A 25,083-nucleotide genomic window follows, 5' to 3' on the forward strand; every position below is an offset into this window, starting at 1 on the left:
CCATGCCTGTTGGAAAATGTATTTGCTATCCAGTCCAGGCTCATGCCGCTTCTCCCATGCTCACCAATCTTTCCGACCTCGACCTGCGCCTGATCCGTGTTTTCCTGGCGGTGGTAGACGCAGGTGGCCTGTCCCTGGCTCAGGCCATGTTGAACGTCAACCAGTCGACCATCAGCACCCAGCTGTCCACCTTGGAGGCCAGGCTAGGCTTTCGCCTGTGCGACCGTGGCCGCAGCGGCTTTCGCCTCACCCCGAAGGGTGACCGTTTCGCCCAGGCTGCACGGCGCATGCTCGACGTGGTGAATGACTTCTGCGAAGAAGCCCGCAACATCGAGAAGAAGCTGAGCGGCTCGCTGCGAATCGGCTTGATTGGCCATACCGATCCGGTCCAGAACGCGAAGCTGGGACTGGCCATCTCAAGCTTCCGCGAGCGCGACGAGGCAGTGCGCTTCCACATTTTCAACCGCTCGCCGAACGAGATTGAGGAACAGATGCTGGCGGGCGAGCTCGACATGGGCATCGGCTATTTCTGGCACCAGCTGCCTGAGCTCGAGTACGTATCGCTCTATGTCGAGACCCAGGTCGCGTACTGCGGACGCGGGCATGCGCTTTTCGGGTCGCTCGAACGTATCGGGACGGTCGATGTCGGCAACTACGAATGGATCGGACGCAGCTACCCGGTGCCGGAATTCGAAAGTCAGTTTGGCCAGCAGAACTACAGCGCACGCGCCGACAACATGGAGGCGGTGGCGGTGCTGATCATGTCAGGACGCTATTGCGGTTTCCTGCCTGCCCATTTCGCCGCCCCGTATGTCGCGCTGGGGCTGCTCCAGCCCTTGAACACGGACGAGCTCTCCTATCGGGTGACCATCCACACCTGCTCGCGCAAGGCGAGCAGGCGCAGCGACGTGATCGAGGCCTTCATGAGCGACCTGCGCGCGGCGATGCAGCCGCTATAGGTCGCCCTCCAACGCGCCGCACAGGCCGGCGTTCGCGTTCCAGCTCGTCATGAATGAGCTGCTGCCCGTGCTCGACGATGAATTCATGGAAGGCGGCGGCCACGGTCGGAATCGCATGGTCGGCCTTATGCATCACGTGCCAGTCGGCCGATACCGGCGTACCTGCAACGGGCAAGGGCGCCAGCAGGCGGTTGCGCACCTCGAGCGTGCACGCATGCACGGACAGAAATCCGATGCCCAGGCCCGCCGCCGTCATTTGCTTGATGGCTTCATTGCTCGACAACTCGGACCCGATCGACAGTGGCGCGCCCGCATCCTGATAGAGCTTCTCGATGGCGGCACGGGTGCCCGACCCGCGTTCGCGCACCAGGAGGTTGTGGTCGGTAAGCTCTGACAACCTAAGCTTCAGCGCGGATGCCAGTGGATGACCGGGCGCTGCATAGAAAGCCATCGGGTGACGCGCGAATCGGCTGGCACTGGTAGGAAACTCGCGCGGTGGCGTGCCCATGATTGCTAGGTCGATCTCGTCCCGGCTCAGCATGCCGATCACTTCAGGGCGCGAGCCCACCTGCAGCCGGATTCGCACGTGCGGCCGGCCGGTAGTAAAGCGCACCAGCATTGGCGGTAGCAGGTGCTCCGCCGTCATCACTGCCCCGATGCGCAAGGTGCCGCTGGTGACGCCCTTGAAAGCGGCAATCTCGTCGCCCGCTTCCTCCCATAGTCTCAAGATGCGCTCCGCATAGTCGACCAGCAGTTCGCCCGCCGCCGTCATCTGGATATTCCGCCCCTGCTTGCGCGTCAATGGCGTGCCGGCAGCCTCTTCCAGCAGCTTCAGATGCAGCGATACTGCCGGCTGGGTCACGTGGATTGCTTCAGCGGCACGTGACACGCTGCCGTGCCGGGCTACCTGCACCAGTGCTTGGAGCTGTTTGAAACTCGCTGGATACATAAGCGTTTCCTTATCAATTTCTAGAAAAATCTGATTTTTATTTTATCTTGATTGACCCTATAGTGAAACTGTCAACTACACGCAGCATTCACAGTCAAGGAGAGACTCATGGCAGCACAAGCGATCATCTTCGACCTGTCGGCATTCGACACCAACACGGCGGCGCCGCTCGAAGCGGGCAAACTGCTTGATGAAGCGGTCGCTAGGGGCTGTCACTGCGCCCTTGTCACCGATCTGCCGCACAAGGAAGCCGGCCTGCGCCTGCGCGAGCGCTTTGGCGATACCGCCCACCACATCTTTTCCGTCGTGCTTACAGGAGCGGATTTCGGCGCGCGCGGCCACAAGGCGCCCTACTCGGTAGTCTTGCGAACCCTCGAGCTGGGCCCGGATGAAGCACTTGTCATCGCCGGCTCTAAGGACGCGGTGCAGGCGGCCAGGCGTGTGCGCTTGCAAGTGCGCACACGGGTGCCGACCGTCGCCTAGTAACGGCCGCTGCGCCGATCATCTTCGGAGGACAGACCTGGAAACTATCGTGATTGCAGGCGCGCGCGTGGCAGGATTGGACCTGGCGACGCATCTGGTACGGACATGCAGTCCCTCCCGGTGCGTGATCCTGGTCGACAGCGCTCCGACTCACTTCTGGAAGCCGTCCCGGCGGTTCCGGCATACAGGGATTGTCTTCGTGGAGTTCGTTCACCTCTGCCCGGAGGTGTCGGTTCTCTCGTTGTGCAGCGGATGCGGCCATCACGCGTGACCATCCTAGAGTTCACAGGGGATATACGTCAATCGCAGCTCCCTCGCATCGGTTATGAGTTTTGTTCATTATTCGGCTGAGTCGTCCGGCCTATTCGCCGAACAGCTCACCGACCAAGCCGCGCAGCCAGCGGTTGCCCTCATCCTGATTGTAGCGGCGGTGCCAGAACATATTGGTCTGCAAGGCAGGCAGATGGAGTGGCGACGGCAGGATCGTTAACCCGAATGGCTCTGCCGCACGTTTGGCCAGTTTTTGCGGCACGGTTGCGACCAGATCGGTGGTGCTGACGACGTAGGGCACAGCTGCAAAGTGCGGCACGCTGAATGACGACGCCAGCACGATCCCGGCCTTTGCCATGGCCTCGTTGATGCAGTCATACGGGCTTTCCATCGAGGTTACTACCAAGTGCCGGGCGGCGCGGAAGTGCTGCAGGCTCGCCAGATCCTCTCCGAGGGGATGCCCTTGACGCACCATGCTGACGTAAGACTGGCGAAACAGCCGCTTCTGGTAGAACACGCTTGGTGCGTCCTCGAAGGCACCGATTGCCAGGTCAACCCTGCCGGCCGCCATTTCCGTCCTGAGATCGATCAGGCCCGCACGCACAGACGCGATATCCACCTGAGGCGCCTGCTCGGCGCAGGCCTCGATCAGCCTCGGCATGAAATAGGTCTCGCCCACGTCGGTCATCGCAATCGTGAAATGCCGCCCGGTCGTCGCAGCATCGAAGGCCTGCGCGGGTTTGAAGGCCTCCTCCAGGTGCCCCAGTGCCGCTGCCACCGGTTCCGCCATCCGCTCGGCGAACGGCGTCGGTTGCATGCCTTCCGTCGTGCGAACAAACAGTTCGTCACCCGCGGTACGGCGCAGTCGTGCCAGCGCATTGCTGACAGCGGACTGCGTCACTTTCAGGCGCTTGGCAGCGGCCGATATCTGGCGTTCGCGAAACACTTCGTGGAACACGATAAGCAAGTTGAGATCGAGATCGCGCAGGTTCATCAGTCACCCATTTCCAACGTAAATAGTCATAATTTTTCTATTTATATCGTAAAAGTCCGGCCGCTGCACTACATTGTCTCCATCAATGCCATCCAAAACCTGAGGAGATCCCGTGAAAGCCTTGAGCACGCATACCGGTTATCAGTCCGGCTTCGGCAACGAATTCGCCACCGAAGCCCTGCCCGGCGCCCTGCCCGCCCACCAGAACTCGCCCCAGCGCGCGCCCTTCGGCCTGTATGCCGAACAGCTCTCGGGCACCGCCTTCACCGCACCGCGCGCCTGCAACCGCCGCAGTTGGCTGTACCGCATCCGACCGGCTGCAATGCACAAGCCCTTCCGCCAGATCGGGAACGTCCGCATCGTGAGCCGTTTCGATGAAGTCGCCGTTCCGCCGAACCAGCTGCGCTGGGACCCGCTGCCAATGCCGCAGGTGCCGACCGACTTCATCGATGGCTGGGTGACCATGGCCGGCAACGGCTCCCCAGCCCGGCAGAGCGGCTGCGCGATCCACCTGTACGCAGCGAACCGCCCGATGGAATACCGTTACTTCTACAACGCCGACGGCGAGCTGCTGGTAGTGCCGCAGCAGGGCCGTCTACGCATCGCAACCGAGATGGGCGTGATCGACCTCGAGCCGCAAGAGATCGCGGTGATCCCGCGCGGTGTGCGCTTCCAGGTATCGCTGCCTGATGGCGAAGCGCGCGGCTACATCTGCGAGAACTACGGCGCCCTGCTCCGCCTGCCCGACATGGGTCCGATCGGCTCGAATGGCCTAGCCAACCCGCGCGACTTCCTGACCCCGGTGGCACGCTACGAGGACCGTGAAGGCGACTTCGAGCTCGTGGCAAAATTTGGCGGCAACCTGTGGGCCGCGGAAATTGGACATTCGCCGCTCGACGTCGTCGCTTGGCACGGCAACTATGCGCCTTACAAGTACGACCTGCGCCACTTCAACACTATCGGCTCGATCAGCTACGACCATCCGGACCCGTCGATCTTCCTGGTGCTGCAGGCACCGTCCGACACCCCCGGCGTCGATACGCTCGACTTCGTGATCTTCCCGCCGCGCTGGCTCGCCGCCGAAGACACCTTCCGTCCGCCCTGGTTCCACCGCAACGTGGCCAGCGAATTCATGGGCCTGATCGACGGCCAGTACGACGCCAAGTCGACCGGCTTCCGTCCAGGTGGCGCCAGCCTGCACAACTGCATGAGCGGCCACGGGCCGGATGCGCCTACTTTCGAGAAGGCGAGCGGGATCGACACCAGCTCGCCGCAGAAGGTCGACAACACCATGGCCTTCATGTTCGAGACGCGCGACGTCATTGCGCCGACCGCCTACGCGCTCGGTTCGCAGCAACTGCAGCCGGACTACTACCAGTGCTGGCAGGGTTTCAAAAAATTCTTTGATGGGAAGCAGGAATGAACCCGAATAAAAACGCGCAATTGAACGAAACCCACGACCCGCTGCTGACCAGCTGGGTCGCCTCGGCCAACACCGGGACCACCGACTTCCCGATACAGAATCTGCCGCTCTGCGTGTTCCGCCGACGCGGCAGCGCCCAGGCGTTCCGGGGCGGCGTGGCGATCGGCGACCAGATCGTCGATCTCGCGCTGTTCGAGAACGCGCTGGATGGCGCGGACGACGCGGCGCGCTCCGCCGCCAGCCTGGGTGCGCGCGACAAGCTCAATGCCCTGATGGACGCCGGCCCGCAGGCCTGGTCCGCACTGCGCCTTGCGCTCTCGCGCCTGCTGCGCCTCGATGCCGCGCCGCGTCCGGAACTCCTGGTGCCGCAGGTCGAGGCCGAGTACGCCGTGCCGGCACAGATTGGCGATTACACCGACTTCTACACCTCGATCCATCATGCGACCGCGGTCGGCAAGCTGTTCCGTCCAGATAACCCGCTGCTGCCCAACTACAAATGGGTACCGATCGGCTACCACGGCCGTTCGTCCACGATCGGCATCTCGGGCGATTCGTTCCGCCGGCCGCGCGGCCAGGTCCGTTCAGGCTCTGACGCCGAACCGTCCTTCGGGCCAAGCCGTCGCCTCGACTACGAGCTCGAAGTCGGCATCTTCGTCGGCGGCGGCAACGCCCAGGGCGAGCCGATCGCCGCAGCCGACGCCGAGCGCCACGTGTTCGGCCTGTGCCTGCTGAACGACTGGTCGGCGCGCGACCTGCAGGCCTGGGAGTACCAGCCGCTCGGCCCCTTTCTGTCGAAGAATTTTGCATCGACGATCTCGCCGTGGATCGTGACTCTGGAGGCGCTGGCGCCTTACCGCGCGCCCTGGCAGCGTGACGCCGCCGATCCGCAGCCGCTGCCCTACCTCGACTACGCTGACCTGCGCGGCGCCGGCGGCTTCGACATCGAGCTCGAAGTGCTGCTCGAGACCGAGACCATGCGCCGCGAGGGCATGGCGCCGGCACGGCTGTCGCAATCGAACTTCCGGCACTCCTACTGGACGGTGGCCCAGCTACTGGCGCATCACACCATCAATGGCTGCGCGATGCGCCCGGGCGACCTGCTCGGCTCGGGAACCCAGTCCGGTCCTGAAGCCGAGGAAGCAGGTTCGCTACTGGAACTGACCGTGGGCGGCAAGCAGCCTTTGACTCTGCCAAATGGCGAACAGCGCGTGTTCCTGGAGGATGGTGACCGTATCGTCATGCGCGGATGGGCCAAGCAGACGGGTCGTCCGCGCATCGGCTTCGGCGAGGTTGCCGGGACGGTGCTGGCGGCGCGCTGAGGCTCATTGCGACAAGGCCCACGCATCGGCGCGGGCCTTTTATTCGCTGCAGCGTTGCCAGATACGCGCCTAAGCGCCCTGCCTCGCTACCGGCGCCTGTGCCAACGAATCGGAGAGGATGCGCCACAAGGCAGCACGCCTGCGTTCGAACGCCGCCTCACTGGCATACACCAGCTCCACGTGCAGGCTGTCGACGATGCCCAGGTAGGCGTCGGCATACACGCTGACCTCTTTCGCTTCAAGCATAAAACGGTGCGCCAGGCCGGTGCAGAACAGGTCGCGCAACACCTGCATGAACCCCTCGTAGCCCTGCACGACGGCGTCGCGTAGGACCGCGGGTGGAAGGAAGGCGGTACGCAACAGGTAGCGCAGGTAGACCGAGTCGGCATAGCGGCGCGCGATCATGCGGCAATACTGTTCCCCGGTGCCGTACGCGCCCTCGATCGCGAAGCAGGCATGGACGAACTCGGTCTCTTTTTCCAAGGCATCCGAGTAGACTTCGAGGAACAGCGCGTCCTTGCCGGAAAAATGCGCGTACAGCGAAGCCTTGCGGATACCCACCTGCTCAGCGATGTCGTTAAGCGACGATCCGTCATAGCCGAACTCCGCAAAATGGGCCACGGCTGCAGCGCAGATCCGTTCCACTGACGGCGACCGGTTTTTCATCAAAATTTTTGCCGGGTAATTCATCGAATGGCCATTATGCACGGAGCTTCAGTGTTCCGCCAAGCTGTGACGCTTTGGCGGCTGGCCGCGCGTGATGCAGTTGCCAACAAAAGCGGTTGACGCGTGACAGAGTACGGGTGTCACGCGGTTTGTCCAGGCACTATAAATTCGGTAAGTGGGCCACCGGAGCAGCTGCGATCTTGCGGGCTTGGGCGAGCATCCAGTTCGCTTCAACGTTCCGAACGAAGACATCACTACGGCACCTCGACATTAAAGGTGCTGGCGATAGCGAACTTCTCAACTGCTACTGCCCCTAGTGATGGTTCATCTGCTGTGGCACATTTTGACTTCTGAGGCGACGCTTACTTCGCTGGACGTCTGCCGACAAACAGGATCCCGCTCAGATTGCTCATGCGTTAGTTAAAAGCTGGGCGGGACATTATTCCCATAATGTCGCATTTGAATACTCGGCCGAATTCGACGCTGATTTAGCACTTCAACTCGGCTTCGGGGCAGGCTAACAGAACAACATTGCCTGGTGGGCGTCTAGGGGTAATTTGACTGCAACGAAGCGCGCTCTTAGGATGCTCCCGCCTTACTTCATGCAGTTGCTTACCATATCGAAGCATGGCGGACTCGTACTCGCTTCACAATCAGAAGCTTAAGAAACAAAAAACCCGCAGCCAAAGGGCTAGCGGGTTTTCTGATTGTTAAAGAAAGTTTCTTTAACAAAGTTTCCTGGCGGAGACGGTGGGATTCGAACCCACGATACGGGTATAAGCCGTATGCTTCCTTAGCAGGGAAGTGCCTTCGGCCACTCGGCCACGTCTCCAATCAGAGCCAACTACTTTGTTCGTCAGCGCTGAGTGCACGCATCTTAAGGGCTGGTGTTCGTTGCGTCAAGGACGCACGCCCAAAAATTTTGAAAATTGTTAAGCTTGCTCGAGGTTAAACGCTTTGTGCAGGGCGCGCACGGCCAGCTCCATGTATTTCTCGTCGATCAGCACCGAAATCTTGATCTCCGAGGTCGAGATCATCAGGATGTTGATGCCCTCTTCCGAGAGCGTACGGAACATCTGCGAGGCCACGCCCACGTGACTGCGCATGCCGACGCCCACCGCCGATACCTTCGACACCTTGGCGTCGCCCAGCACCTTGGCTGCGCCCAGCGCTTCGCGCTGCGCTTCCAGGATGCCCATCGCCTTCACGTAGTCGTTGCGCGACACGGTAAAGGTGAAGTCGGTCTTGCCTTCGACCGACTGGTTCTGGATGATCATGTCCACTTCGATGTTGGCATCGGCCACCGGGCCGAGAATGTGGAAGGCGACGCCCGGCTTGTCCGGCACGCCCAGGACGGTGATCTTGGCTTCATCGCGATTGAAGGCGATACCGGAGATGACGGCTTGTTCCATGTTGCTTTCTTCCTCAAACGAAATCAGGGTGCCGGACTTCGCTTCTTCGTCCAGCGGCATCAGGGGATCGGTCAGCGACGACAGCACGCGCGTCGGGACCTGGTAATTACCTGCGAATTCGACCGAACGCGTCTGCAGGACTTTCGAGCCCAGCGACGCCAGTTCCAGCATTTCCTCGAAGGTGATCTTCTCGAGGCGGCGCGCCTCGTGCACCACGCGCGGGTCGGTCGTGTACACGCCGTCCACGTCGGTGTAGATCAGGCATTCGTCGGCCTTGAGCGCGGCGGCGATCGCCACTGCCGAGGTATCCGAACCGCCGCGGCCCAGGGTCGAGATGTTGCCATCTTCGTCCATGCCCTGGAAACCCGTGATGATGACGATCTTGCCGGCTTCCAGGTCGGCGCGCACGCGGGTGTCGTCGATCGACTGGATGCGCGCCTTGGTGAAGGAGGAGTCGGTGCGGATGCCCGCCTGCCAACCGGTGTACGAGACCGCGTCCTTGCCGATGGCCAGCAACGCCATCGCCAGCAGGCCGACCGAGACCTGCTCGCCGGTCGAGGCAATCATGTCCAGTTCGCGCGGATCCGGCTGCGGCATGATTTCCTTGGCCAGCGCGATCAGGCGGTTGGTTTCACCGGACATCGCGGAAGGCACGACCACGATCTGGTGGCCGGCATCATGCCACTTCGCCACGCGGGCCGCGACATTCTTGATACGGTCCGTCGAGCCCATCGACGTCCCGCCGTATTTGTGGACAATTAAAGCCATATCAGGAAGGGTTCCAGCTTGTTGAAAGATCAAAAGGGGACCTTTACTCTAGCATGCTGCAGCGCAGTATCACAAGCCGGACAGGGAGAAAAAGCTATACGAAAAGAAAATAAAGTAATACTGTTTTCGTATAGAAACTAAGACAAGTCTAGACAGGTTCTGGCACCCAGCGCACTGCGATGCGCCCGCCCTGCCCCTCACGCATGTGACGGCAATCCATGCCGATGCCGGCGGCAAACAGCAGGTCGCGGTCGGCCCAGACCAGCGGCGCACGCTCGCGCTCCCAGGCAGGCACGCCCAGCGCCTGGTAATGCGCCTTCAGGCCCCGGGTAGGCCGGTTGGCGGCCGGCTTGAGGCGCTCGCCACCCTTGCGGAAGTCGATGGTCAGGAGCTGGCTGCGCAGCCAGGCCGGGTCAAAGCCCTGCTCCGAGATGTCGAAATGGAGCACACCGCCATATGCAGGGAAAGCGAGGGAAGCTTCCCCGTTCCAGCGGAAGTGTTCGCCTTCCTTGACCAGTACGCCGACATCGTCGGGGTCGCGCATGCCGGCAAGATCCGGCAGCTTCGGCGTTAGGTAGAGCTTGCCGCGGTGGCGGCGGATATGGCAGCTTGGGTGCGTCACCTTCAGCTGGGCATCCTCGCGCGCCGAGAACAGCTGGGACACCATCTCGCCCAGCCAGGCGGTCGAGGGCATCGCCAGGCCGCGACTCGAAAACAGGTGACGCAGCATGTTGTCGATGCGATCGCGGCTGAGCTTCTGCACCCGCGCCAGGTCCACGGCATCGCCGTCGAGGCAGGCAGCCAGGTCCTGCTCCGCGACCTCGTCAAGGATGCGCTGGGCGGCCTGGACATGGGCGGCACCGCGTGCGAGCCGTTGCGGGTAACCCGGGAAGCTGGCCGCCAGCGCCGGCATCACCCCGTGGCGCAGGGCATTGCGCGCATAACGCGGATCGCTGTTGGATTCGTCCTCCACCCATTCCAGACCCACGGCGCGCGCGTAGTCTTCGAGCTGCGCGCGCGACAGCGCCAGCAGCGGACGCGCCATGACGAGCTCCTGGTCGCCCAGCAGTCCGGGCGCACGGTTGGCGGCATCCATGCCCGACAGCCCGGCGGGGCCGGAGCCGCGCAGCAGCTGGAGCAGGACCGTCTCGGCCTGGTCGTCGAGGTGGTGGGCGGTCAGCAAGAGTTGCGCGCCGTGGGCGACGCACATCTCGCCCAGCGCGCGGTAGCGCAGCTTGCGGGCTGCTGCCTCGGTGCCGTCCTTGCTCCTCGCGACCTCGACACGGCGCTGGTCGAAGGCGATCCCGAGCGCCGCGCAGGCTTGCGCGCAGTGGTCCAGCCAGGCGTCGGCATTCGGACTCAGCCCGTGATGGACGTGGAAGGCGTGCAGCGCAATGCCTTGCTCCGCCGCCCAGGCATGGGCAAGCCGCAGCAAGGCCATCGAATCGAGGCCGCCGCTGCAAGCTATCGCAATGGAGCTGGGAGAGTAGGTGTCGCGCAGGCCGGTCAGGGCCTGCGCAAAGATTGCCGGGACTTGCCCGGCGCGGGTGGAACTCACTCTTCGCGCGGCAGCGTTTCCTTGAACTTGCCGTAGGCCATCAGCTTCGCGTGACGGGCGTCGAGCAGGTCCTTGGTCTTCATGCCCTGGAACTGGCGCAGGGTGTCGGCCAGCGCGCGCTTGAGCAGCTGGGCCATCTGCTTCGGATCGCGGTGCGCGCCGCCCAGCGGCTCGTTGACGATCTTGTCGATCAGGCCGATGGCCTTCAGGCGGTGCGCAGTCAGACCCAGCGCGTCGGCGGCGTCGGCCGCGCGCTCGGACGTCTTCCACAGGATCGAGGCGCAGCCTTCCGGCGAGATCACCGAGTAGGTGGCGTACTGCAGCATCAGCACGGCGTCGCCGACGGCGATCGCCAGCGCGCCGCCCGAACCGCCCTCGCCGATGATGGTGGCGATCAGCGGCACCTTCAGCTCGGCCATGACGTACAGGTTGTGGCCGATCGCTTCCGACTGGCCGCGCTCTTCTGCGTCGATACCCGGGAAGGCGCCCGGGGTGTCCACGAAGGTGAAGATCGGCAGGTTGAACTTCTCGGCCAGCTTCATCAGGCGCATGGCCTTGCGGTAGCCTTCGGGCTTCGGCATGCCGAAGTTGCGCATGGCGCGCTCTTTGGTGTCGCGGCCCTTCTGGTGGCCGATGACCATGCAGGCCTGGCCATTGAAGCGGGCCAGGCCGCCGATGATCGACTGGTCGTCGGCGAAGGTGCGGTCGCCGTGCAGTTCGTGGAAGTCGGTGAAGATCGCGTTCACGTAGTCCATCGTGTAGGGACGTTGCGGGTGGCGTGCGATCTGGGACACCTGCCATGGGGTCAGCTTGGCGTAGATGTCCTTGGTGAGCTGCTGGCTCTTCTTGGCCAGGCGGTCGATCTCTTCCGAGATGTCGACGGCGGAATCGTCCTGCACGAAGCGCAGCTCTTCAATCTTGGACTCGAGCTCGGCAACCGGCTGCTCAAAATTGAGGAAAGTTGTTTTAGTCATTGTACCTCCGGATTATTTCGTGGCCGCAGCGTTTCCGTTCGCGCAGCATGCACCGGGCCGGCAGCGACACCGAGTGACGCTGCCTGGCCCTGTTTTGGGCGTTATTCTACCGTACCCGAACCGCGTATCGTTCAAGGCAGCGGATCGAGGCTACGCCATAAATACCAGGTCGCCACCGTACGCCAGGGCTCCCAGTTGGCCGCCACCTCGCGCGCATCGCTGCGAGAAACAGGTTCGCCAGAGAAATAATTCTGGCTGATTCCCTGGATCAGGCCGGGATCGTCGAGCGGCAGCACGTTTGGACGGAGCAGATTAAATATCAAAAACATCTCCGCTGTCCAGCGGCTGATGCCGCGGATCTGGACCAGTTCGGCGATGACGGCCTCGTCGTCCATCTGCGACCACAGGTCGGCATGGACGCGCTTGGCCTTGAAACTGTCGGCCAGGTCGAGGATGTATTCGGTCTTGCGCTTGGACAAACCACAGCCCGCCAACTCGGCGGCGCCGGCCTTGAGCACCTGGGCGGGCGACAGCTTCGGACAGATCGCCAGCAGCTTGGCCCAGGCCGCGTCGGCGGCCTTCGGGGTCACCTGCTGGCCCACGATCGAACGCGCCAGCGTGGTGAAGGGGTCGGGCTGGCCGCGCAGGTGCAGGTCGCCGATCTGGGGGATCAGCTTGGCCATGATGCGGTCGCGCGCCATGAGGGCAGCCTTCGCTTCCGCCCAGTAAACCGGGACCCGCAGTTCCAAATGCGGCTCTTCCAGCGCGCCCTGCACTCCTGCAGCCGCGAACTTGTCCTTGTCGGCGGCCATTATGCGCGGCGCCAGGTCGTCGTCCCGTCCGGCTTGTCTTCCAGGATGATCCCGGCGGCAGTCAGTTCGGCGCGGATCGCGTCCGCTTCGGCAAAATTGCGGGCTTTCTTGGCGGCGGCGCGGCGGGCGATCGCGTCATCGATGCGCGCGTCCCCTTCCTCGCTGCCGCCCTGCAGGAAGGCTTGCGGCGCGCGCTGGAGGATGCCCAGCACGCCGGCCAGGGCCTTGAGCTGGCGTGCGCTTTCCAAGGACTTGCTGCGATTGACTTCGCTGGCCAGGTCGAACAACTCGGCCACGGCGAGCGGCGTATTGAAGTCGTCGTCCATCGCTTCGCGGAAACGCAGAGCGTGGGCTTCGTCCCAGTTCACCGCCGGCTGCTCGCTGTCGATGTCCACGGTCGACAGCGCGGTGTACAGGCGGGTCAGCGCGCCCTTGGCGTCGTCGATGTGGGCATCCGAATAGTTCAGCGGGCTGCGGTAGTGGGCGCGCAGGATGAAGAAGCGGATGACTTCGGCGTCGTACTTCTTGAGCACGTCGCGGATGGTGAAGAAGTTGCCCAGCGACTTGGACATCTTCTCGTTGTCCACGCGCACGAAGCCGTTGTGGATCCAGTAGTTGACCATGTTGCCGCCGAACGCCCCCTCGGATTGGGCGATCTCGTTCTCGTGGTGCGGGAACTGCAGGTCGGCGCCGCCGCCGTGGATATCGAAATGCTGGCCCAGGGTGGCGCAGGACATGGCCGAGCACTCGATGTGCCAGCCCGGACGGCCCTTGCCCCACTTGGAATCCCATTTGGCCTCGGCCGGCTCGGATTCCTTGGCGGCCTTCCACAGCACGAAGTCGAGCGGATCGCGCTTGCCGCTGTTGACGTCGACGCGCTCGCCGGCGCGCAGGTCGTCGAGCGACTTGCCGGACAGCTTGCCGTAGCCTTCGAAGCCGCGCACGGCATAGTTCACGTCGCCGTCCTCGCTCTTGTAGGCCAGGCCTTTCGACTCGAGCTGTTCGATGATCGACAGCATCTGCGGCACGTATTCGGTGGCGCGCGGCACGACGGTCGGCGGCAGCATGTTGAGTGCGCCGATGTCTTCGTCCATGTACTTCACGTTGCGCTCGACCAGCTGGCCGATGGTCTCGCAGTTCTCGACCGCGCGCTTGATGATCTTGTCGTCGATGTCGGTGATGTTGCGGACGTACTTGACCTCGTAGCCCGAGGCCATGAGCCAGCGATAGATCACGTCGAAAGCCATCATCATCCGCGCGTGACCGATGTGGCAGTAGTCGTAGACGGTCATGCCGCACACATACATGCCGACCTTGCCGGCTTCCATCGGGACAAATACCTGCTTGTCACGCGCGAGCGTGTTGTAAATCTTGAGTTGGCTCATGGGTGGTTTCTGGTGAGGGAGAAGATCGGGACGGAAACAGCGGCTCTGAAACGAAATGCAGGCACGGCGGATAGCGTCGAGATCGTCTGTACCCTCGGGGGTTGTTCTTCTTTGATAGAATGGGACGTTCCGCGCAAAGTATAGCATTGTTAAAATCCCGGCTGGCCGCATATGGTTCAGCTTTATTTTTCGGGAAAAGACTTGACAGCACCTTGCGCGATGTCCACCAGAGGAGAGCCAAGACAATGATTACCGCCTTCCGCCGTTCGCTGCTCAAGGGCATCGCCCTGGGTGCCGGCGCCCTGCTCTTTGCCGGCGCCGCCCTGGGCGCGCCGCAGGAAACCCCGACCGACGCCTCCACGGAGGCCGCGCCCGCCGCGCCGGTGGTGAAGGGTCCGCAGGTGTCGATCAAGACCACGATGGGCGACATCGTCGTCCAGCTCGACGAAGAACGTGCACCGAAGACGGTTGCGAACTTCATGCAGTACGTGAAACAGGGATTCTACAAGGGCACCATCTTCCACCGCGTGATCGACGGCTTCATGATCCAGGCCGGCGGCATGAACGAGAAATTCGAGGGGCGCAAGACCAACAAGCCGGTCAAGAACGAATCGAATAACGGCCTGTCGAACCAGCCGTACACCATATCGATGGCGCGCGAAGACCACCCGGATTCGGCCACCTCCCAGTTCTTCATCAACGTCGCCGACAATGCGGGCATCGACTATCCGAACTACAAGGGCTCGGGTTATACCGTCTTCGGCAAGGTCGTGAAGGGGCAGGAGGTCGTGGACAAGATCAAGGGCGTGGTGGTGGACGATGTGCGCGGCATGCAGAACGTGCCGGTGACGCCGATCTTCATTAAGTCCGTGACCGTCCTCAAGGGCGACAAGCTTGTAAAATAGCGGATGGGCAATCTCTGCTTTTAAGCCATACCTTTCAACAATAACCAACGAAGAGGACACCAGATGACTACCGTTCGCATGACCACCAACAAGGGCAACATCACCGTCGAACTGGACGCCGAAAAGGCGCCGAAGACCGTGGCCAACTTTATCGACTACGTCAACAAGGGTCATTTCACCAACACCATCTTCCACCGCGTGATCAAGGACTTCATGATCCAGGGCGGCGGTTTCGAGCCGGGCATGAAGCAGAAACCGACCGACGCGACCGTCGAGAACGAAGCCAAGAACGGCCTGAAGAACGACAAGTACACCATCGCCATGGCCCGTACCTCCGCGCCGCACTCGGCATCGGCCCAGTTCTTCATCAACACCAAGGACAATGCCTTCCTGAACTACCCGGGCCAGGACGGCTGGGGCTACGCCGTATTCGGCAAGGTTACCGAAGGCCAGGACGTGGTCGACCAGATCAACACCGTGCCGACCTCGCGCAGCGGCATGCACTCGGATGTGCCGGTCGATCCGATCATCATCGAGAAGGCCGAAGTCATCTGATGATCGCAGTGCGCCGGGTCCTGCAGTCCCCATCGGTTCAATGAACACGCCCGCGCGCACGTTCGCGCTTTTCATCTCGGACCTGCACCTGCAGGTCTCCCATCCACGCACGGCCGAAGCTTTTTTTGGTTTCCTGGCCGAGCGTGCGACCCATGCCGAGCGGCTCTACCTGCTCGGCGATATCTTCGAATACTGGGCCGGCGACGACGACCTCGCCGACCCCTTCCACCAGCAAGTGATTGGCGCCATCCGCGCCGTGAGTGACGGCGGCACGGCAGTGTACTGGCTTGCCGGCAACCGCGATTTCCTCGTCGGGCCGGGCTTTGCCGAGGCAGCCGGCCTCAGCCTGCTGGAGGAACCGCATGTCATTACCGCCGGCGGCAGGCGCATTGCCCTGGTCCATGGGGACGCGCAGTGCACCGCCGACCTCAAGTACATGGCCTTTCGCGCGCAGGTGCGTGACCGCGCCTGGCAGCAGCAATTCCTCGGCATGCCGCTGGCGCAGCGCAAGGCGATCATTGCCGGGCTGCGCGAAGGCAGCCGCGAGGCGCAGGCGGGCAAGTCCTACGAGATCATGGATGTGGCGCCCTCAAGCGTGGGGGCGCTGTTCGATGAAGCCGATGCCACGGTGATCATCCATGGCCATACGCACCGGCCGGCGGTGCACGACACCGGTGGCAAGCTGCGTTATGTGCTGCCGGACTGGGAGCTCGATGCCGAGCCGAAGCGTGGCGGGTGGATCGAACTGGCCCAGGACGGCACGCTGACGCGCCACGATGTAGGCTGGGCGGGGTAATTCCTGTCACCGCGTGGGCGGCAGACCCTCCCACCCTACCGAACCTCATCCAACAACTCCGGGTGCTTCCCCAGCAGCCGCAATAGCTTGACCAGCGCCACCGGCGCATGCGCCTCGCCCGCTTCGAACCGCGCGAAATCCCCCGCCTCGTCTCCAAACAGCTCATCTGCCTTCCGCTGGGTCAGCCCCAGCTGCTTGCGCATCGCCCTGATCGTCTTGAGCTCCTGGGCGTCGACCTGCTTACGGAAAGCCGCGACCAGCTCGCCATAATGGTCGTGCTCGCCCTGCGCGTACATGACTTCCTTGCAGCCCGCGCAGTGCTCGACGACGACATCCGGAATCGTCGTGCTTTGCCCCTTGTAGGTGTAGTGCATTTCCCTGATCGCATGCATCAGCGGCGAAACGCCACAGTTCGGGCAGCTCAGCATCGTTCCCTCCTTCCTTGATCCGTCCACCATCCTACCAAAGTGCAGCGCTGGGCCGCGCCCGCACTTTTGTTCGATATGTATGTTTACATTTGCTTATTGGCTGTTATACTTCACTACAACACCACTTCAACGAATCACCCAATCAGCATACCCAGGGAGACCTAGATGAACCATGCAGTGCCAAGACCAAGGAGGACTGGACATGACAGTCGGCTGGAATGACAACACCCCCATCTACCGCCAGCTCAAGGAGCGGGTGGTGGGAATGATGCTCGACGGCATTTTGAAAGCCGGCGACGCCCTGCCCTCGGTCCGCCAGATCGCGGCCGAATATCAACTGAATCCGATCACCGTTTCCAAGGCCTACCAGGAACTGGTCGACGAGAACCTGGTGGAAAAAAGAAGGGGAATTGGCATGTACGTCACCGAAGGAGCAAGCGAGAAACTGCTGGCCACCGAACGCGAGCGCTTCATCCGCGAGGAATGGCCGGCCATGGTCGAACGCATCCGCCGCCTCGGCCTGAACGTGGAGCAGCTGCTGCGCGCCACCACCCCGGGCGCCAACGGGCTGGCGCCGGGAGGTTCAGCATGAATGCCGTACTCTCCGCACGCGGCCTGACCAAGCGTTACGGCAAGCGCACCGCCGTCGACGGCATCGATTTCGACATCCCCGCCGGCCGCATCGTCGGCCTGATCGGCCCCAACGGCTCGGGCAAGACCACCACGCTCAAGGCGGCGCTCGGCCTGATTCCCTTCGAGGGCCAGCTGACGGTGCTGGGCTACGATCCGCGCACCCAGCGCGACGACCTGATGAAGGAAGTTTGCTTCATTGCCGACGTCGCCATCCTGCCGCGCTGGCTGCGCGTGAAGGATGCGGTCGACTTCGTGGCGGGCGTGCATCCGCGCTTCAACCGCGAGAAGGCGGAACGCTACATCGCGCATACCAGGCTAACGCCGACCATGAAGGTCAAGGAGATGTCGAAGGGCATGATCGTCCAGCTGCACCTGGCGCTGGTGATGGCCATCGACGCCAAGCTGCTGGTGCTCGATGAGCCCACGCTCGGCCTCGACATCATGTACCGCAAGCAGTTCTACCAGAACCTGCTGGAAGACTACTTCGACGAGCAGAAGACCATCGTCATCACCACCCACCAGGTGGAAGAAGTCGAGCACATCCTCACCGACCTGATGTTCATCCGCGACGGCAAGATCGTACTGTCCGCCTCGATGGAAGAGATCGGCGAGCGCTATACCGAAGTGATGGTCCCGGCCGACAAACTCAACGCCGCCAACGCCCTGGCACCGATCGACAGGCGCACCGTATTCGGCAAGTCGGTGATGCTGTTCGACGCAGCAGCACCGGGCGGCGTGTCGCGCGCCCAGCTCGCCCAGCTCGGCGAGACCCGCAATCCCAGCGTTGCCGACCTGTTCGTGGCAACCATGAAAGGAACCTACGCATGAAAACGATGAAATGGCTGCTCCGGCGCGAGTTCTGGGAGCACAAGGGCGCCTTCTTCTGGACGCCGGTCGCGGTGGCCGCCGCGATGCTGCTGCTGGTCGGCGGCGGCTTCATGTACGCCATGGCTGCCGGCGGGCACGACACCATCCAGTTCAACGGCCATAGCGTGGTCGCGATCCAGGGCGTGCCGGCGGCGCTGCGCGCCAAGCTCGCGTTCGCCGCTGCCTCGGGCTACCTGGGCCTGGCGGCGCCGCTCTTCATCGTGCTGGCCGTGGTGGTGTTCTTCTACTGCCTGGCCGCCCTGCACGACGACCGCCGCGACCGCAGCATCCTGTTCTGGAAGTCGCTGCCGCTGTCGGACCGCGACACCGTCCTGTCGAAAGTGGCCACCGCCCTGGTCGTGGCGCCCCTGATCACGATCGGCATCGGCGTGGTGACGGGACTGGCATTGCTGGTGCTCGGCATGATCAGCATCGCCGGCAAGGGCGTCAACCTGTTCGGGCTGGTGCTGCAGGAACCGAACCTCTACCTCGGCCCCCTGTACCTGCTGGCCTTCCTGCCGCTGTACATCATCTGGGCGCTGCCGACCGTCGGCTGGCTGCTGATGGTGTCGAGCTGGGCGCGCTCCTGGGTCTTCATGTGGGCGGTCGGCACGCCGCTGGCCGTCGCCCTGCTGCTGAAGTGGTTCAACATGATCGTCGGCCACGTGTCGAACACGGTCATCGACGTCAACTGGTTCGTGGGCGAAGTCGTGCTGCGCGGCCTGGCCGGCCTGGTGCCGGGCATCTGGCTGTCGCACGGCGATATCGAGGTCATCAACCAGCAATACGGCCTGAACCCGACCACCCTGCTCGAGCTCTCGTACTCCACGCTGGCGCATCCGAGCACCTGGATTGCCGCAGCGATCGGCGCCGGGATGATCTACGCCGCGATGCGCCTGCGCCGCTGGCGCGACGAAGGCTGATCCGGTGCGTACCCTGAGCGCGATCGCGTTCGGGACCCTGCTCCTCTGCGGCAGCGCCGCTGCCGCAGAGGAAAAGCCGGTCCGCGAACTGGAGCCCGTGCATGTCAACGCCATGCGCAACCCGGAGGTTCGCAAGTACAAGGTCATCCTGGCCGGCCTGGACGCCTTCGACAGGCATCGTCAGCTGGCGCCCGCGGCCGAAGGTTTGCACTTCCGCCTGAGAACTCAGGGTAGGGACGATTCGCCGCAGCCGCTGGCAATCCGCCTCGTCGGCGACCGTGGATTCAGCCTGCCGATCACCATCGATGCCGATCGGCGTTTCGTCGTGCCGCGCAGCGAGGCGGCCGAGGAGGCGGAGAGCGAGCTGGAGCTGAACCGCAAGCGCCGCACGTACCGCACCGACCCCGATATACGCACGCCAGGCTTGCGCGCCAACCAGCGGCGTCTGGGCGACCTGCGGCTGGAGTGCAAGGTGACGGTGGCGATGGCCAAGGAAGAGATTCCAACCTTCTGGGTCCTGACCATCAATACCCTCCTGCTGCGGACCGACTGGTGCGGCTTCTTCGGCGACCCCGAGGATTTCCGGTGGGAGGGTGTAAGCAAGAAGGCGCACTTCCCCTTCCGCAGCGACCAGCCGCTTCTAGGTGCAGTCATGGTCGACGGGAGCCGCTCGGCGAAACTGGAAGTCAAGGGGACGACGTTCCACGCACCAATCGGGAACGCCACCTGGAGCGACGACGCCGTGATCGAACTGACCTTTGCCGCCCCCGCAAACCCCGCAGAAGCGGCTGCAGCGCCTACTGGAACTGCTGGCGAAACGCCTCGAACTGCGCCTTGAGTTCGGCGAGTTCGCCGCGCAATGCGGCGACTTCCTGCTCCAGCTGGCCGACACGGCTGGCGCCGCCTCCGCCCAGGCCGGCGCCGGCGGCCGGCGCTTCATAGGCAGGAAGCTCGCCGCCCAGCAGGTGGCCATAGCGCGCTTCCTTGGTGCCGGGCGCACGATCCAGGCGGGCGACCAACGGCGGGTATTTATCGATCAGGAACTGCAGGACAGCCTCGACCTCGGGCACGCTCTTGAATTCGAACAGGCGCCCGGTGCGGGTACGGATCTCGCCGGCGGTCTGCAGGCCGCGCAGCATCAGGATGGCGAGCACGGCCACCTTGTCCTGCTCCAGCGTCCACTTGATGCGCATGCGGTGTTCGTACTTCACCACGCGCGCGCCGGCCTGCGAGATGGCGCTGACCAGCTTCTTTTCGATCAGGCGCTGCAGGGTGTCCTGCACGACTTCGTCGGTGAGCTGCATGATCGGGTCGCGGCTCGACAGCTGGTTGCAGCCGTTGACGATCGCGTTCACCGACATCGGGTAGTTATCGGGCGTCAGCGCCTCTTTTTCGGCCAGCACCGCGAGCACGCGGATTTCCATCGGGTCCAGTACGGCGCCATTATCGGCAGCGGCAGCGGCAACAGCAGGCGTACCCGTCACTTCATTCGTCATGCAATTCCTCAGTCGACCAGTCGGTTCAGTTGTTCTTGGTCGAGTTTATCACCCTCGGCCACCTTCGGACAGCACAGGCCGGCCTCGCGCATGGTGTTGGTGAGGCGTTCGATCTGCTCGTCCTGGCGCGCAACATGGTCGATCAGGCCGCGCAGGGCTTTCGACAGCGGATCGTCGCCGTTCGGCGTGACGCCGTAGGCGGCGAACAGATGGGCGCTGCGCGCCTGGTCTTCCTTGCGGATGATGTGGGCCGGGTTGCCGACCGCGGTAGCGCCAGCCGGGACCGGCTTGATGACCACGGCGTTGGAGCCGACCTTGGCGTATTCGCCGACCGTGAACGCGCCCAGCACCTGGGCGCCGGCGCCGACGATCACTCCCTGCTGCAGCGTCGGGTGGCGCTTGGTGCCGGCCACCAGGGTAGTGCCGCCCAGGGTGACGCCCTGGTAGATGGTGCAGTCGTCGCCGACCACGGCGGTTTCACCGATGACCACGCCGAAGCCGTGGTCGATGAAGACCCGCCGCCCGATGGTGGCGCCGGGGTGGATCTCGATGCCGGTGATGATGCGGGCGACATAGGAGATGAAGCGGCCGACCCACTTCAGCCCGAGCTTCCAGCAGGCGTGCGCCCAGCGGTGCATGATCACGGCATGCAGGCCGGGATAGCAGGTCAGGACTTCCCAGCCGTTACGGGCGGCGGGGTCGCGCTGGATGATGCTCTGGATATCGCCACGCAGGTTGGCAAATAAGTTCAAAAACATAATAAGGATGATCGCAAACCAAGGATGATGGTAGCGTATGTTGCGTGGGTTTGCTTGTGACGGTGCAGGGAAAGGATGGCTCCATGGCGGCCTAACGAAATTGGGGGGAACAATGCCGACAGCATTGTTCCCCCCAATATTGCTGGAGCCAGGTCAGCCTTCGCGTGCGATCCTCTGGCGGCGCGCCTCGTACAGGCACACGCCCGACGCGACCGAGACGTTCAGGCTCTCGACCGAGCCGAACATCGGGATGCTGACCAGGAGGTCGCAGGTCTCGCGGGTCAGGCGGCGCATGCCCTCGCCTTCCGAACCCATCACCAGCGCGGTCGGGCCGGTGAAGTCGGCTTCGTACAGGCCCTTGTCGGCGTCGTCCGAGGTGCCGATCAGCCAGATCCCGCGGTCCTTCAGCTCGCGCATGGTGCGCGCCAGGTTCGTGACCGTGATGTAGGGCACGGTCTCGGCAGCGCCGCTCGCCACTTTCGCGGCGGTCGCGTTCAGGCCGACCGCGCGATCCTTCGGAACGATCACGGCATGCGCGCCGACGCCGTCGGCCACGCGCAGGCAGGCGCCCAGGTTGTGCGGGTCGGTGATGCCGTCGAGGATGAGCAGCAGCGGCGGACCCTCGATCGCATCCAGCAGCTCGTCCAGGTTGCGCGCCAGCGCCAGCTGGCTGGCGAAGGCGATCACGCCCTGGTGGCGGCGGGTGCCGGTGATCTTGTCGAGACGCGACGCGTCGACCGGCATCACGCGCACGCCCGCCTCTTTCGCGTTGGCGATCAGGGCCTTCATGCGGGCGTCCGTGCGCTCGGCGTCGACGAAGATCTCTTCCACCGATTGGGCCTCGTGGCGCAGCCGCGAGGTCACCGCGTGGAACCCGAATAACATTTTATTTTTCATGTATTACTGTTTCTTCCTGCTAGTTTTGGCAGCGGGGGTCTTGGCCACCGCTTTGGTTTTTGGCGCACTGGCACTGTCGCTGCGTGCAGCACGCTTCGTGGGCGTCTTGGACGCGGTTTTGCTGGCGATGTCGCTGGCGGTCTTGGCTGACGGTTTGCGCGCGCTACGCGGCACGCGCGGCGGCGGTACGAAAACGACATCCTCGTCCTCGCCCTCGTCTTCCGTGCTGGCGAAGCGCGACGGCTCCGCGGGCGCCGGGGCGGCCTTGCCCTTGCCTTTGCCCTTCGCGCCCTTCGGCGCCTTGCCCTCCAGCGCGTCGATGGCGGCCTGGCGTGCACGTTCCATCGGCGCCGGCACGGCCTCCTGCGCCTCCGCCAGCACCAGGTCGATCTTGCGCGCTTCCAGGTCGACCTTCGCCACCTTGACATTGACCTTGCTGGTCAGCTTGTAGGTCTGACCGCTGCGCTCGCCGCGCAGTTCGTGGCGCGCCTCGTCGTACTGGAAGTAGTCGGTGCCGAGGCCACTGATGTGCACCAGGCCCTCGACATACAGCTGGTCGAGCGTGACGAAGATGCCGAACGGCGTCACGCCGGACACGGTGCCGGTAAAGTCCTCGCCCAGTTTATCTTGCATGAAGTAGCACTTCAGCCAGTTCTCGACGTCGCGCGAGGCTTCGTCGGCGCGGCGCTCGTTGGCCGAGCAGTGCACGCCCAGTGCGTCCCAGATGGTCAGGTCCTGCTCTTTCTTCTGGGTGCCCGCAGCCTTGTCCTTCGCGGCCTGCTTGCGCGCCGAGTTGGAGATGGCCGTGTTCAGCTTGCCCAGGTCGATGTCCTTCGGCTCGTACTTCTTCCCTTGCAGGATGGCCTTGATGGCGCGGTGGGTCAGCAGGTCCGGATAACGGCGGATCGGGCTGGTGAAGTGCGCGTAAGCCTCGTAGGCCAGGCCGAAGTGGCCGACGTTGTCCGGGCTGTAAACGGCCTGCTGCATCGAGCGCAACAGCATGGTCTGCAGCAGTCCCGCGTCCGGACGCTCCTTGATCTTCTGCATCACCTCGGCGTAGTCGCGCGCGCTCGGCTTGTTGCCGCCGCCCAGGTTCAGGCCGACGATCCTGAGGAAGGTGCGCAGTTGCAGCAGCTTTTCCTCGGTCGGCGTCGCGTGGATGCGGAAGGTGCCCGGGTGCTTGTGGCGGATCAGCAGGTCGGCCGCACACACGTTCGCCGCCAGCATGCACTCTTCGATGAGGCGGTGCGCGTCGTTGCGGGTGCGCGGGATGATCTTCTCGATCTTGCCCACCGCGTTGCAGACGATGTAGGTCTCGGTGGTCTCGAAGTCGATCGCGCCGCGTTCCTGGCGCGCCTTGAGCAGCGCGCGGAACACTTCGTTCAGGTTCAGCAGGTGCGGCACGATGCCCGGGCGGCGCTGCGCTTCCGGGCCGGCGGTGTTGCCGAGGATTTCGGCCACTTCGTTATAGGTCAGGCGCGCGGCCGAGTGCATCACGGCCGGGTAGAACTGGTAGGCCGTGACTTCGCCGTCCGCCGTGACGACCATGTCGCACACCAGGGTGCAGCGGTCCACCGCCGGGTTCAGCGAACACAGGCCGTTGGACAGCTTCTCGGGCAGCATCGGGATCACGCGGCGCGGGAAGTAGACCGAGGTGCTGCGCTCGAGCGCATCGTGGTCGAGCGCGTCGTTCGGCTTCACGTAATGGCTGACGTCGGCGATCGCCACCAGCAGGCGGTAGCCCTTGCTGCGGCCGATCTTGACCGGTTCGCAGTAGACCGCGTCGTCGAAGTCGCGTGCGTCTTCGCCGTCGATGGTCACCAGCGGCACGTCGCGCAGGTCGACCCGGTCGCGCAGGTCGGCATCCACCACTTCGTTCGGCAGGCGGTTGGCCTGCTTCAGCGCGGCGGGCGAGAACACGTGCGGCACGCCGAACTTGCGCACCGCGATCTCGATTTCCATGCCCGGGTCGTCCAGTTCGCCGAGCACTTCGACGATCCTGCCGGTCGGTTGCTGGAAACGCGAGGGCTGCTCGATCAGCTCGACGCTGACCACCTGCCCGGCCTTGGCCTTGCCCGGCCCGCCCGCCACCAGCACGTCCTGGCTGATGCGGATGTCTTCCGGCGAGACGATCCAGACGCCGCCTTCGTTCATCAGGCGGCCGATCAGGTGGGTATTGGCGCGTTCGACCACCTCGACGATGGTTCCTTCCGGACGGCCGCGGCGGTCGGTGCCGGTGACGCGTGCGCGCACGCGGTCGCCGTTGAGCACCTTGTTCATTTCCTTATCGTTCAGGAACAGGTCGTCGCCGCCCTCGTCCGGAATGACGAAGCCGTAGCCGTCGCGGTGTGCGCTGACGCGGCCGGTGACGAAACCGGACTGGTCTGCCAGCACGTAGGTGCCGGAAACGTCGGCGCGGATCTGGCCGTCGCGCTCCATGGCGTTCAGTCGGCGTCCGAGCACTTCCTGCGCGGCAGGTTTGACCTTCAGGGCGCGCGCCAGGTCGCTTGCTCCAAGCGGGCCCTTGGCACTGCGGAAGACGGCGAGGATTTCCTCGCGGCTAGGAATGGTATGAGTAGGTTGCTTCAAATCGTTTTCTTATTTCTCTTAGTAGCGGCGCTGCCGTTGCAGCTGCCTGGGATTGATTAACACCTTGACAGGCATAGTGTAACGGAGTGCCATGCGATTCGCCTAACATGTGCGACGAACCGTGCTCGAAGGGTCCCCGACGGAAACCCTGCTCTGGGCTTTTGACTTTTGAAATCCTTCCGCTATAATCTCGGTCTCTTCAGCAATGCAGCTCGCTGCAGCAGGAGAAAAACAGTAGCAGTAGATGGCTTCGACGCCGCAGCC

At 63.5% G+C, this 25,083-nt stretch carries 24 protein-coding genes and 1 tRNA gene; 11 read left to right on the plus strand and 14 right to left on the minus strand.

What is annotated here, in order from left to right; all coding sequences use genetic code 11:
* Positions 1–56: 56 nt before the first annotated feature.
* Positions 57–959, plus strand: a complete 903-nt coding sequence (locus tag MA09_RS19275) for a LysR family transcriptional regulator (RefSeq protein WP_036252131.1) — start codon at positions 57–59, stop codon at positions 957–959.
* Here MA09_RS19275 and MA09_RS19280 read toward each other — a convergent pair.
* Positions 922–1,908 carry a LysR family transcriptional regulator gene (locus tag MA09_RS19280; RefSeq protein ID WP_036252133.1) on the minus strand — a complete coding sequence of 329 codons (987 nt, stop codon included), beginning with the start codon at positions 1,906–1,908 and terminating at the stop codon, positions 922–924. The two genes, MA09_RS19275 and MA09_RS19280, sit on opposite strands and share 38 nt — an antisense overlap.
* A 108-nt stretch (positions 1,909–2,016) precedes the next feature.
* Between MA09_RS19280 and MA09_RS19285 the strand changes: the two genes are divergently transcribed.
* Entirely contained in the window at positions 2,017–2,391 is a 375-nt protein-coding gene (locus MA09_RS19285) for a hypothetical protein (protein WP_036252135.1), read from the plus strand.
* Between the two features lie 361 nt (positions 2,392–2,752).
* On the opposite strand, the gene MA09_RS19290 is transcribed toward MA09_RS19285, so the two are convergent.
* The gene (locus MA09_RS19290) at positions 2,753–3,655 is read right to left on the minus strand and encodes a LysR family transcriptional regulator (protein WP_036252137.1); all 903 of its coding nucleotides are present in this window, start codon (positions 3,653–3,655) and stop codon (positions 2,753–2,755) included.
* A gap of 121 nt (positions 3,656–3,776) precedes the next feature.
* Between MA09_RS19290 and hmgA the strand changes: the two genes are divergently transcribed.
* Both hmgA and fahA read left to right on the plus strand, forming a co-directional pair.
* Positions 3,777–5,078 carry a homogentisate 1,2-dioxygenase gene (hmgA, locus tag MA09_RS19295; protein WP_051933642.1) on the plus strand — a complete coding sequence of 434 codons (1,302 nt, stop codon included), beginning with the start codon at positions 3,777–3,779 and terminating at the stop codon, positions 5,076–5,078.
* Positions 5,075–6,397: a fumarylacetoacetase gene (fahA, locus tag MA09_RS19300; protein ID WP_036252142.1), complete on the plus strand. Its 1,323-nt coding sequence runs from the start codon at positions 5,075–5,077 to the stop codon at positions 6,395–6,397. The genes hmgA and fahA overlap by 4 nt, the downstream gene beginning before the upstream one ends.
* A gap of 69 nt (positions 6,398–6,466) precedes the next feature.
* Here the strand turns inward: fahA and MA09_RS19305 are convergent, their stop codons facing one another.
* The 7 genes from MA09_RS19305 to cysS form a co-directional block, all read right to left on the minus strand.
* Positions 6,467–7,087, minus strand: a complete 621-nt coding sequence (locus MA09_RS19305) for a TetR/AcrR family transcriptional regulator (RefSeq protein ID WP_229440785.1) — start codon at positions 7,085–7,087, stop codon at positions 6,467–6,469.
* Between the two features lie 715 nt (positions 7,088–7,802).
* Positions 7,803–7,895, minus strand: a tRNA-Ser gene (locus tag MA09_RS19310).
* 100 nt (positions 7,896–7,995) lie between these two features.
* On the minus strand, positions 7,996–9,243 hold the full coding sequence (locus MA09_RS19315) for an aspartate kinase (protein WP_036252147.1): 1,248 nt from the start codon (positions 9,241–9,243) through the stop codon (positions 7,996–7,998).
* A 148-nt stretch (positions 9,244–9,391) separates the two neighbouring features.
* A complete protein-coding gene (tilS, locus tag MA09_RS19320; protein WP_036252150.1) occupies positions 9,392–10,801 on the minus strand; it encodes a tRNA lysidine(34) synthetase TilS in 1,410 nt (469 codons plus the stop codon).
* Positions 10,798–11,775 carry an acetyl-CoA carboxylase carboxyltransferase subunit alpha gene (locus tag MA09_RS19325; protein WP_036252152.1) on the minus strand — a complete coding sequence of 326 codons (978 nt, stop codon included), beginning with the start codon at positions 11,773–11,775 and terminating at the stop codon, positions 10,798–10,800. Before MA09_RS19325 ends, tilS begins: the two co-directional genes overlap by 4 nt.
* Positions 11,776–11,906: 131 nt before the next feature.
* Positions 11,907–12,587 carry a DNA-3-methyladenine glycosylase gene (locus MA09_RS19330; protein ID WP_051933610.1) on the minus strand — a complete coding sequence of 227 codons (681 nt, stop codon included), beginning with the start codon at positions 12,585–12,587 and terminating at the stop codon, positions 11,907–11,909.
* Positions 12,587–13,972, minus strand: a complete 1,386-nt coding sequence (cysS, locus tag MA09_RS19335) for a cysteine--tRNA ligase (protein WP_036252154.1) — start codon at positions 13,970–13,972, stop codon at positions 12,587–12,589. The genes MA09_RS19330 and cysS overlap by 1 nt, the downstream gene beginning before the upstream one ends.
* A gap of 245 nt (positions 13,973–14,217) precedes the next feature.
* Here cysS and MA09_RS19340 point away from each other — a divergent pair, with 245 nt between their 5' ends.
* The 3 genes from MA09_RS19340 to MA09_RS19350 all read left to right on the plus strand — a co-directional run bounded on the left by MA09_RS19340 (position 14,218) and on the right by MA09_RS19350 (position 16,228).
* Positions 14,218–14,877 carry a peptidylprolyl isomerase gene (locus MA09_RS19340; protein WP_036252156.1) on the plus strand — a complete coding sequence of 220 codons (660 nt, stop codon included), beginning with the start codon at positions 14,218–14,220 and terminating at the stop codon, positions 14,875–14,877.
* Between the two features lie 63 nt (positions 14,878–14,940).
* A complete protein-coding gene (locus tag MA09_RS19345; RefSeq protein ID WP_036252159.1) occupies positions 14,941–15,432 on the plus strand; it encodes a peptidylprolyl isomerase in 492 nt (163 codons plus the stop codon).
* A gap of 40 nt (positions 15,433–15,472) precedes the next feature.
* On the plus strand, positions 15,473–16,228 hold the full coding sequence (locus MA09_RS19350) for a UDP-2,3-diacylglucosamine diphosphatase (RefSeq protein WP_036252161.1): 756 nt from the start codon (positions 15,473–15,475) through the stop codon (positions 16,226–16,228).
* Positions 16,229–16,263: 35 nt separating this feature from the next.
* On the opposite strand, the gene MA09_RS19355 is transcribed toward MA09_RS19350, so the two are convergent.
* Positions 16,264–16,656: a type II TA system antitoxin MqsA family protein gene (locus MA09_RS19355; protein WP_081897697.1), complete on the minus strand. Its 393-nt coding sequence runs from the start codon at positions 16,654–16,656 to the stop codon at positions 16,264–16,266.
* Between the two features lie 202 nt (positions 16,657–16,858).
* Here MA09_RS19355 and MA09_RS19360 point away from each other — a divergent pair, with 202 nt between their 5' ends.
* From MA09_RS19360 to MA09_RS19375, 4 genes are read left to right on the plus strand one after another with little or no spacing between them, the layout of a single operon-like run.
* Positions 16,859–17,248, plus strand: coding sequence for a GntR family transcriptional regulator (locus tag MA09_RS19360; RefSeq protein WP_036252163.1), 390 nt, complete (start codon positions 16,859–16,861; stop codon positions 17,246–17,248).
* Positions 17,245–18,117 (plus strand): ABC transporter ATP-binding protein, encoded by an 873-nt coding sequence (locus MA09_RS19365; RefSeq protein ID WP_036252165.1) that lies wholly within the window; start codon positions 17,245–17,247, stop codon positions 18,115–18,117. Before MA09_RS19360 ends, MA09_RS19365 begins: the two co-directional genes overlap by 4 nt.
* Entirely contained in the window at positions 18,114–19,079 is a 966-nt protein-coding gene (locus MA09_RS19370; RefSeq protein ID WP_036252167.1) for a hypothetical protein, read from the plus strand. The genes MA09_RS19365 and MA09_RS19370 overlap by 4 nt, the downstream gene beginning before the upstream one ends.
* A gap of 4 nt (positions 19,080–19,083) precedes the next feature.
* Positions 19,084–19,917 (plus strand): hypothetical protein, encoded by an 834-nt coding sequence (locus MA09_RS19375; protein WP_036252170.1) that lies wholly within the window; start codon positions 19,084–19,086, stop codon positions 19,915–19,917.
* On the opposite strand, the gene MA09_RS19380 is transcribed toward MA09_RS19375, so the two are convergent.
* The 4 genes from MA09_RS19380 to rnr form a co-directional block, all read right to left on the minus strand.
* Positions 19,877–20,575, minus strand: a complete 699-nt coding sequence (locus MA09_RS19380) for a YceH family protein (RefSeq protein ID WP_036252171.1) — start codon at positions 20,573–20,575, stop codon at positions 19,877–19,879. The two genes, MA09_RS19375 and MA09_RS19380, sit on opposite strands and share 41 nt — an antisense overlap.
* Positions 20,576–20,583: 8 nt before the next feature.
* A complete protein-coding gene (cysE, locus tag MA09_RS19385; protein WP_036252173.1) occupies positions 20,584–21,333 on the minus strand; it encodes a serine O-acetyltransferase in 750 nt (249 codons plus the stop codon).
* A 153-nt stretch (positions 21,334–21,486) separates the two neighbouring features.
* Positions 21,487–22,230, minus strand: a complete 744-nt coding sequence (gene rlmB / locus MA09_RS19390) for a 23S rRNA (guanosine(2251)-2'-O)-methyltransferase RlmB (protein ID WP_036252175.1) — start codon at positions 22,228–22,230, stop codon at positions 21,487–21,489.
* Between the two features lie 3 nt (positions 22,231–22,233).
* Positions 22,234–24,819: a ribonuclease R gene (rnr, locus tag MA09_RS19395; protein ID WP_036252176.1), complete on the minus strand. Its 2,586-nt coding sequence runs from the start codon at positions 24,817–24,819 to the stop codon at positions 22,234–22,236.
* Between the last annotated feature and the right edge of the window lie 264 nt (positions 24,820–25,083).

Origin of the sequence: Massilia sp. BSC265 (assembly GCF_000740675.1) — a bacterium.
GTDB lineage: Bacteria > Pseudomonadota > Gammaproteobacteria > Burkholderiales > Burkholderiaceae_D > Telluria.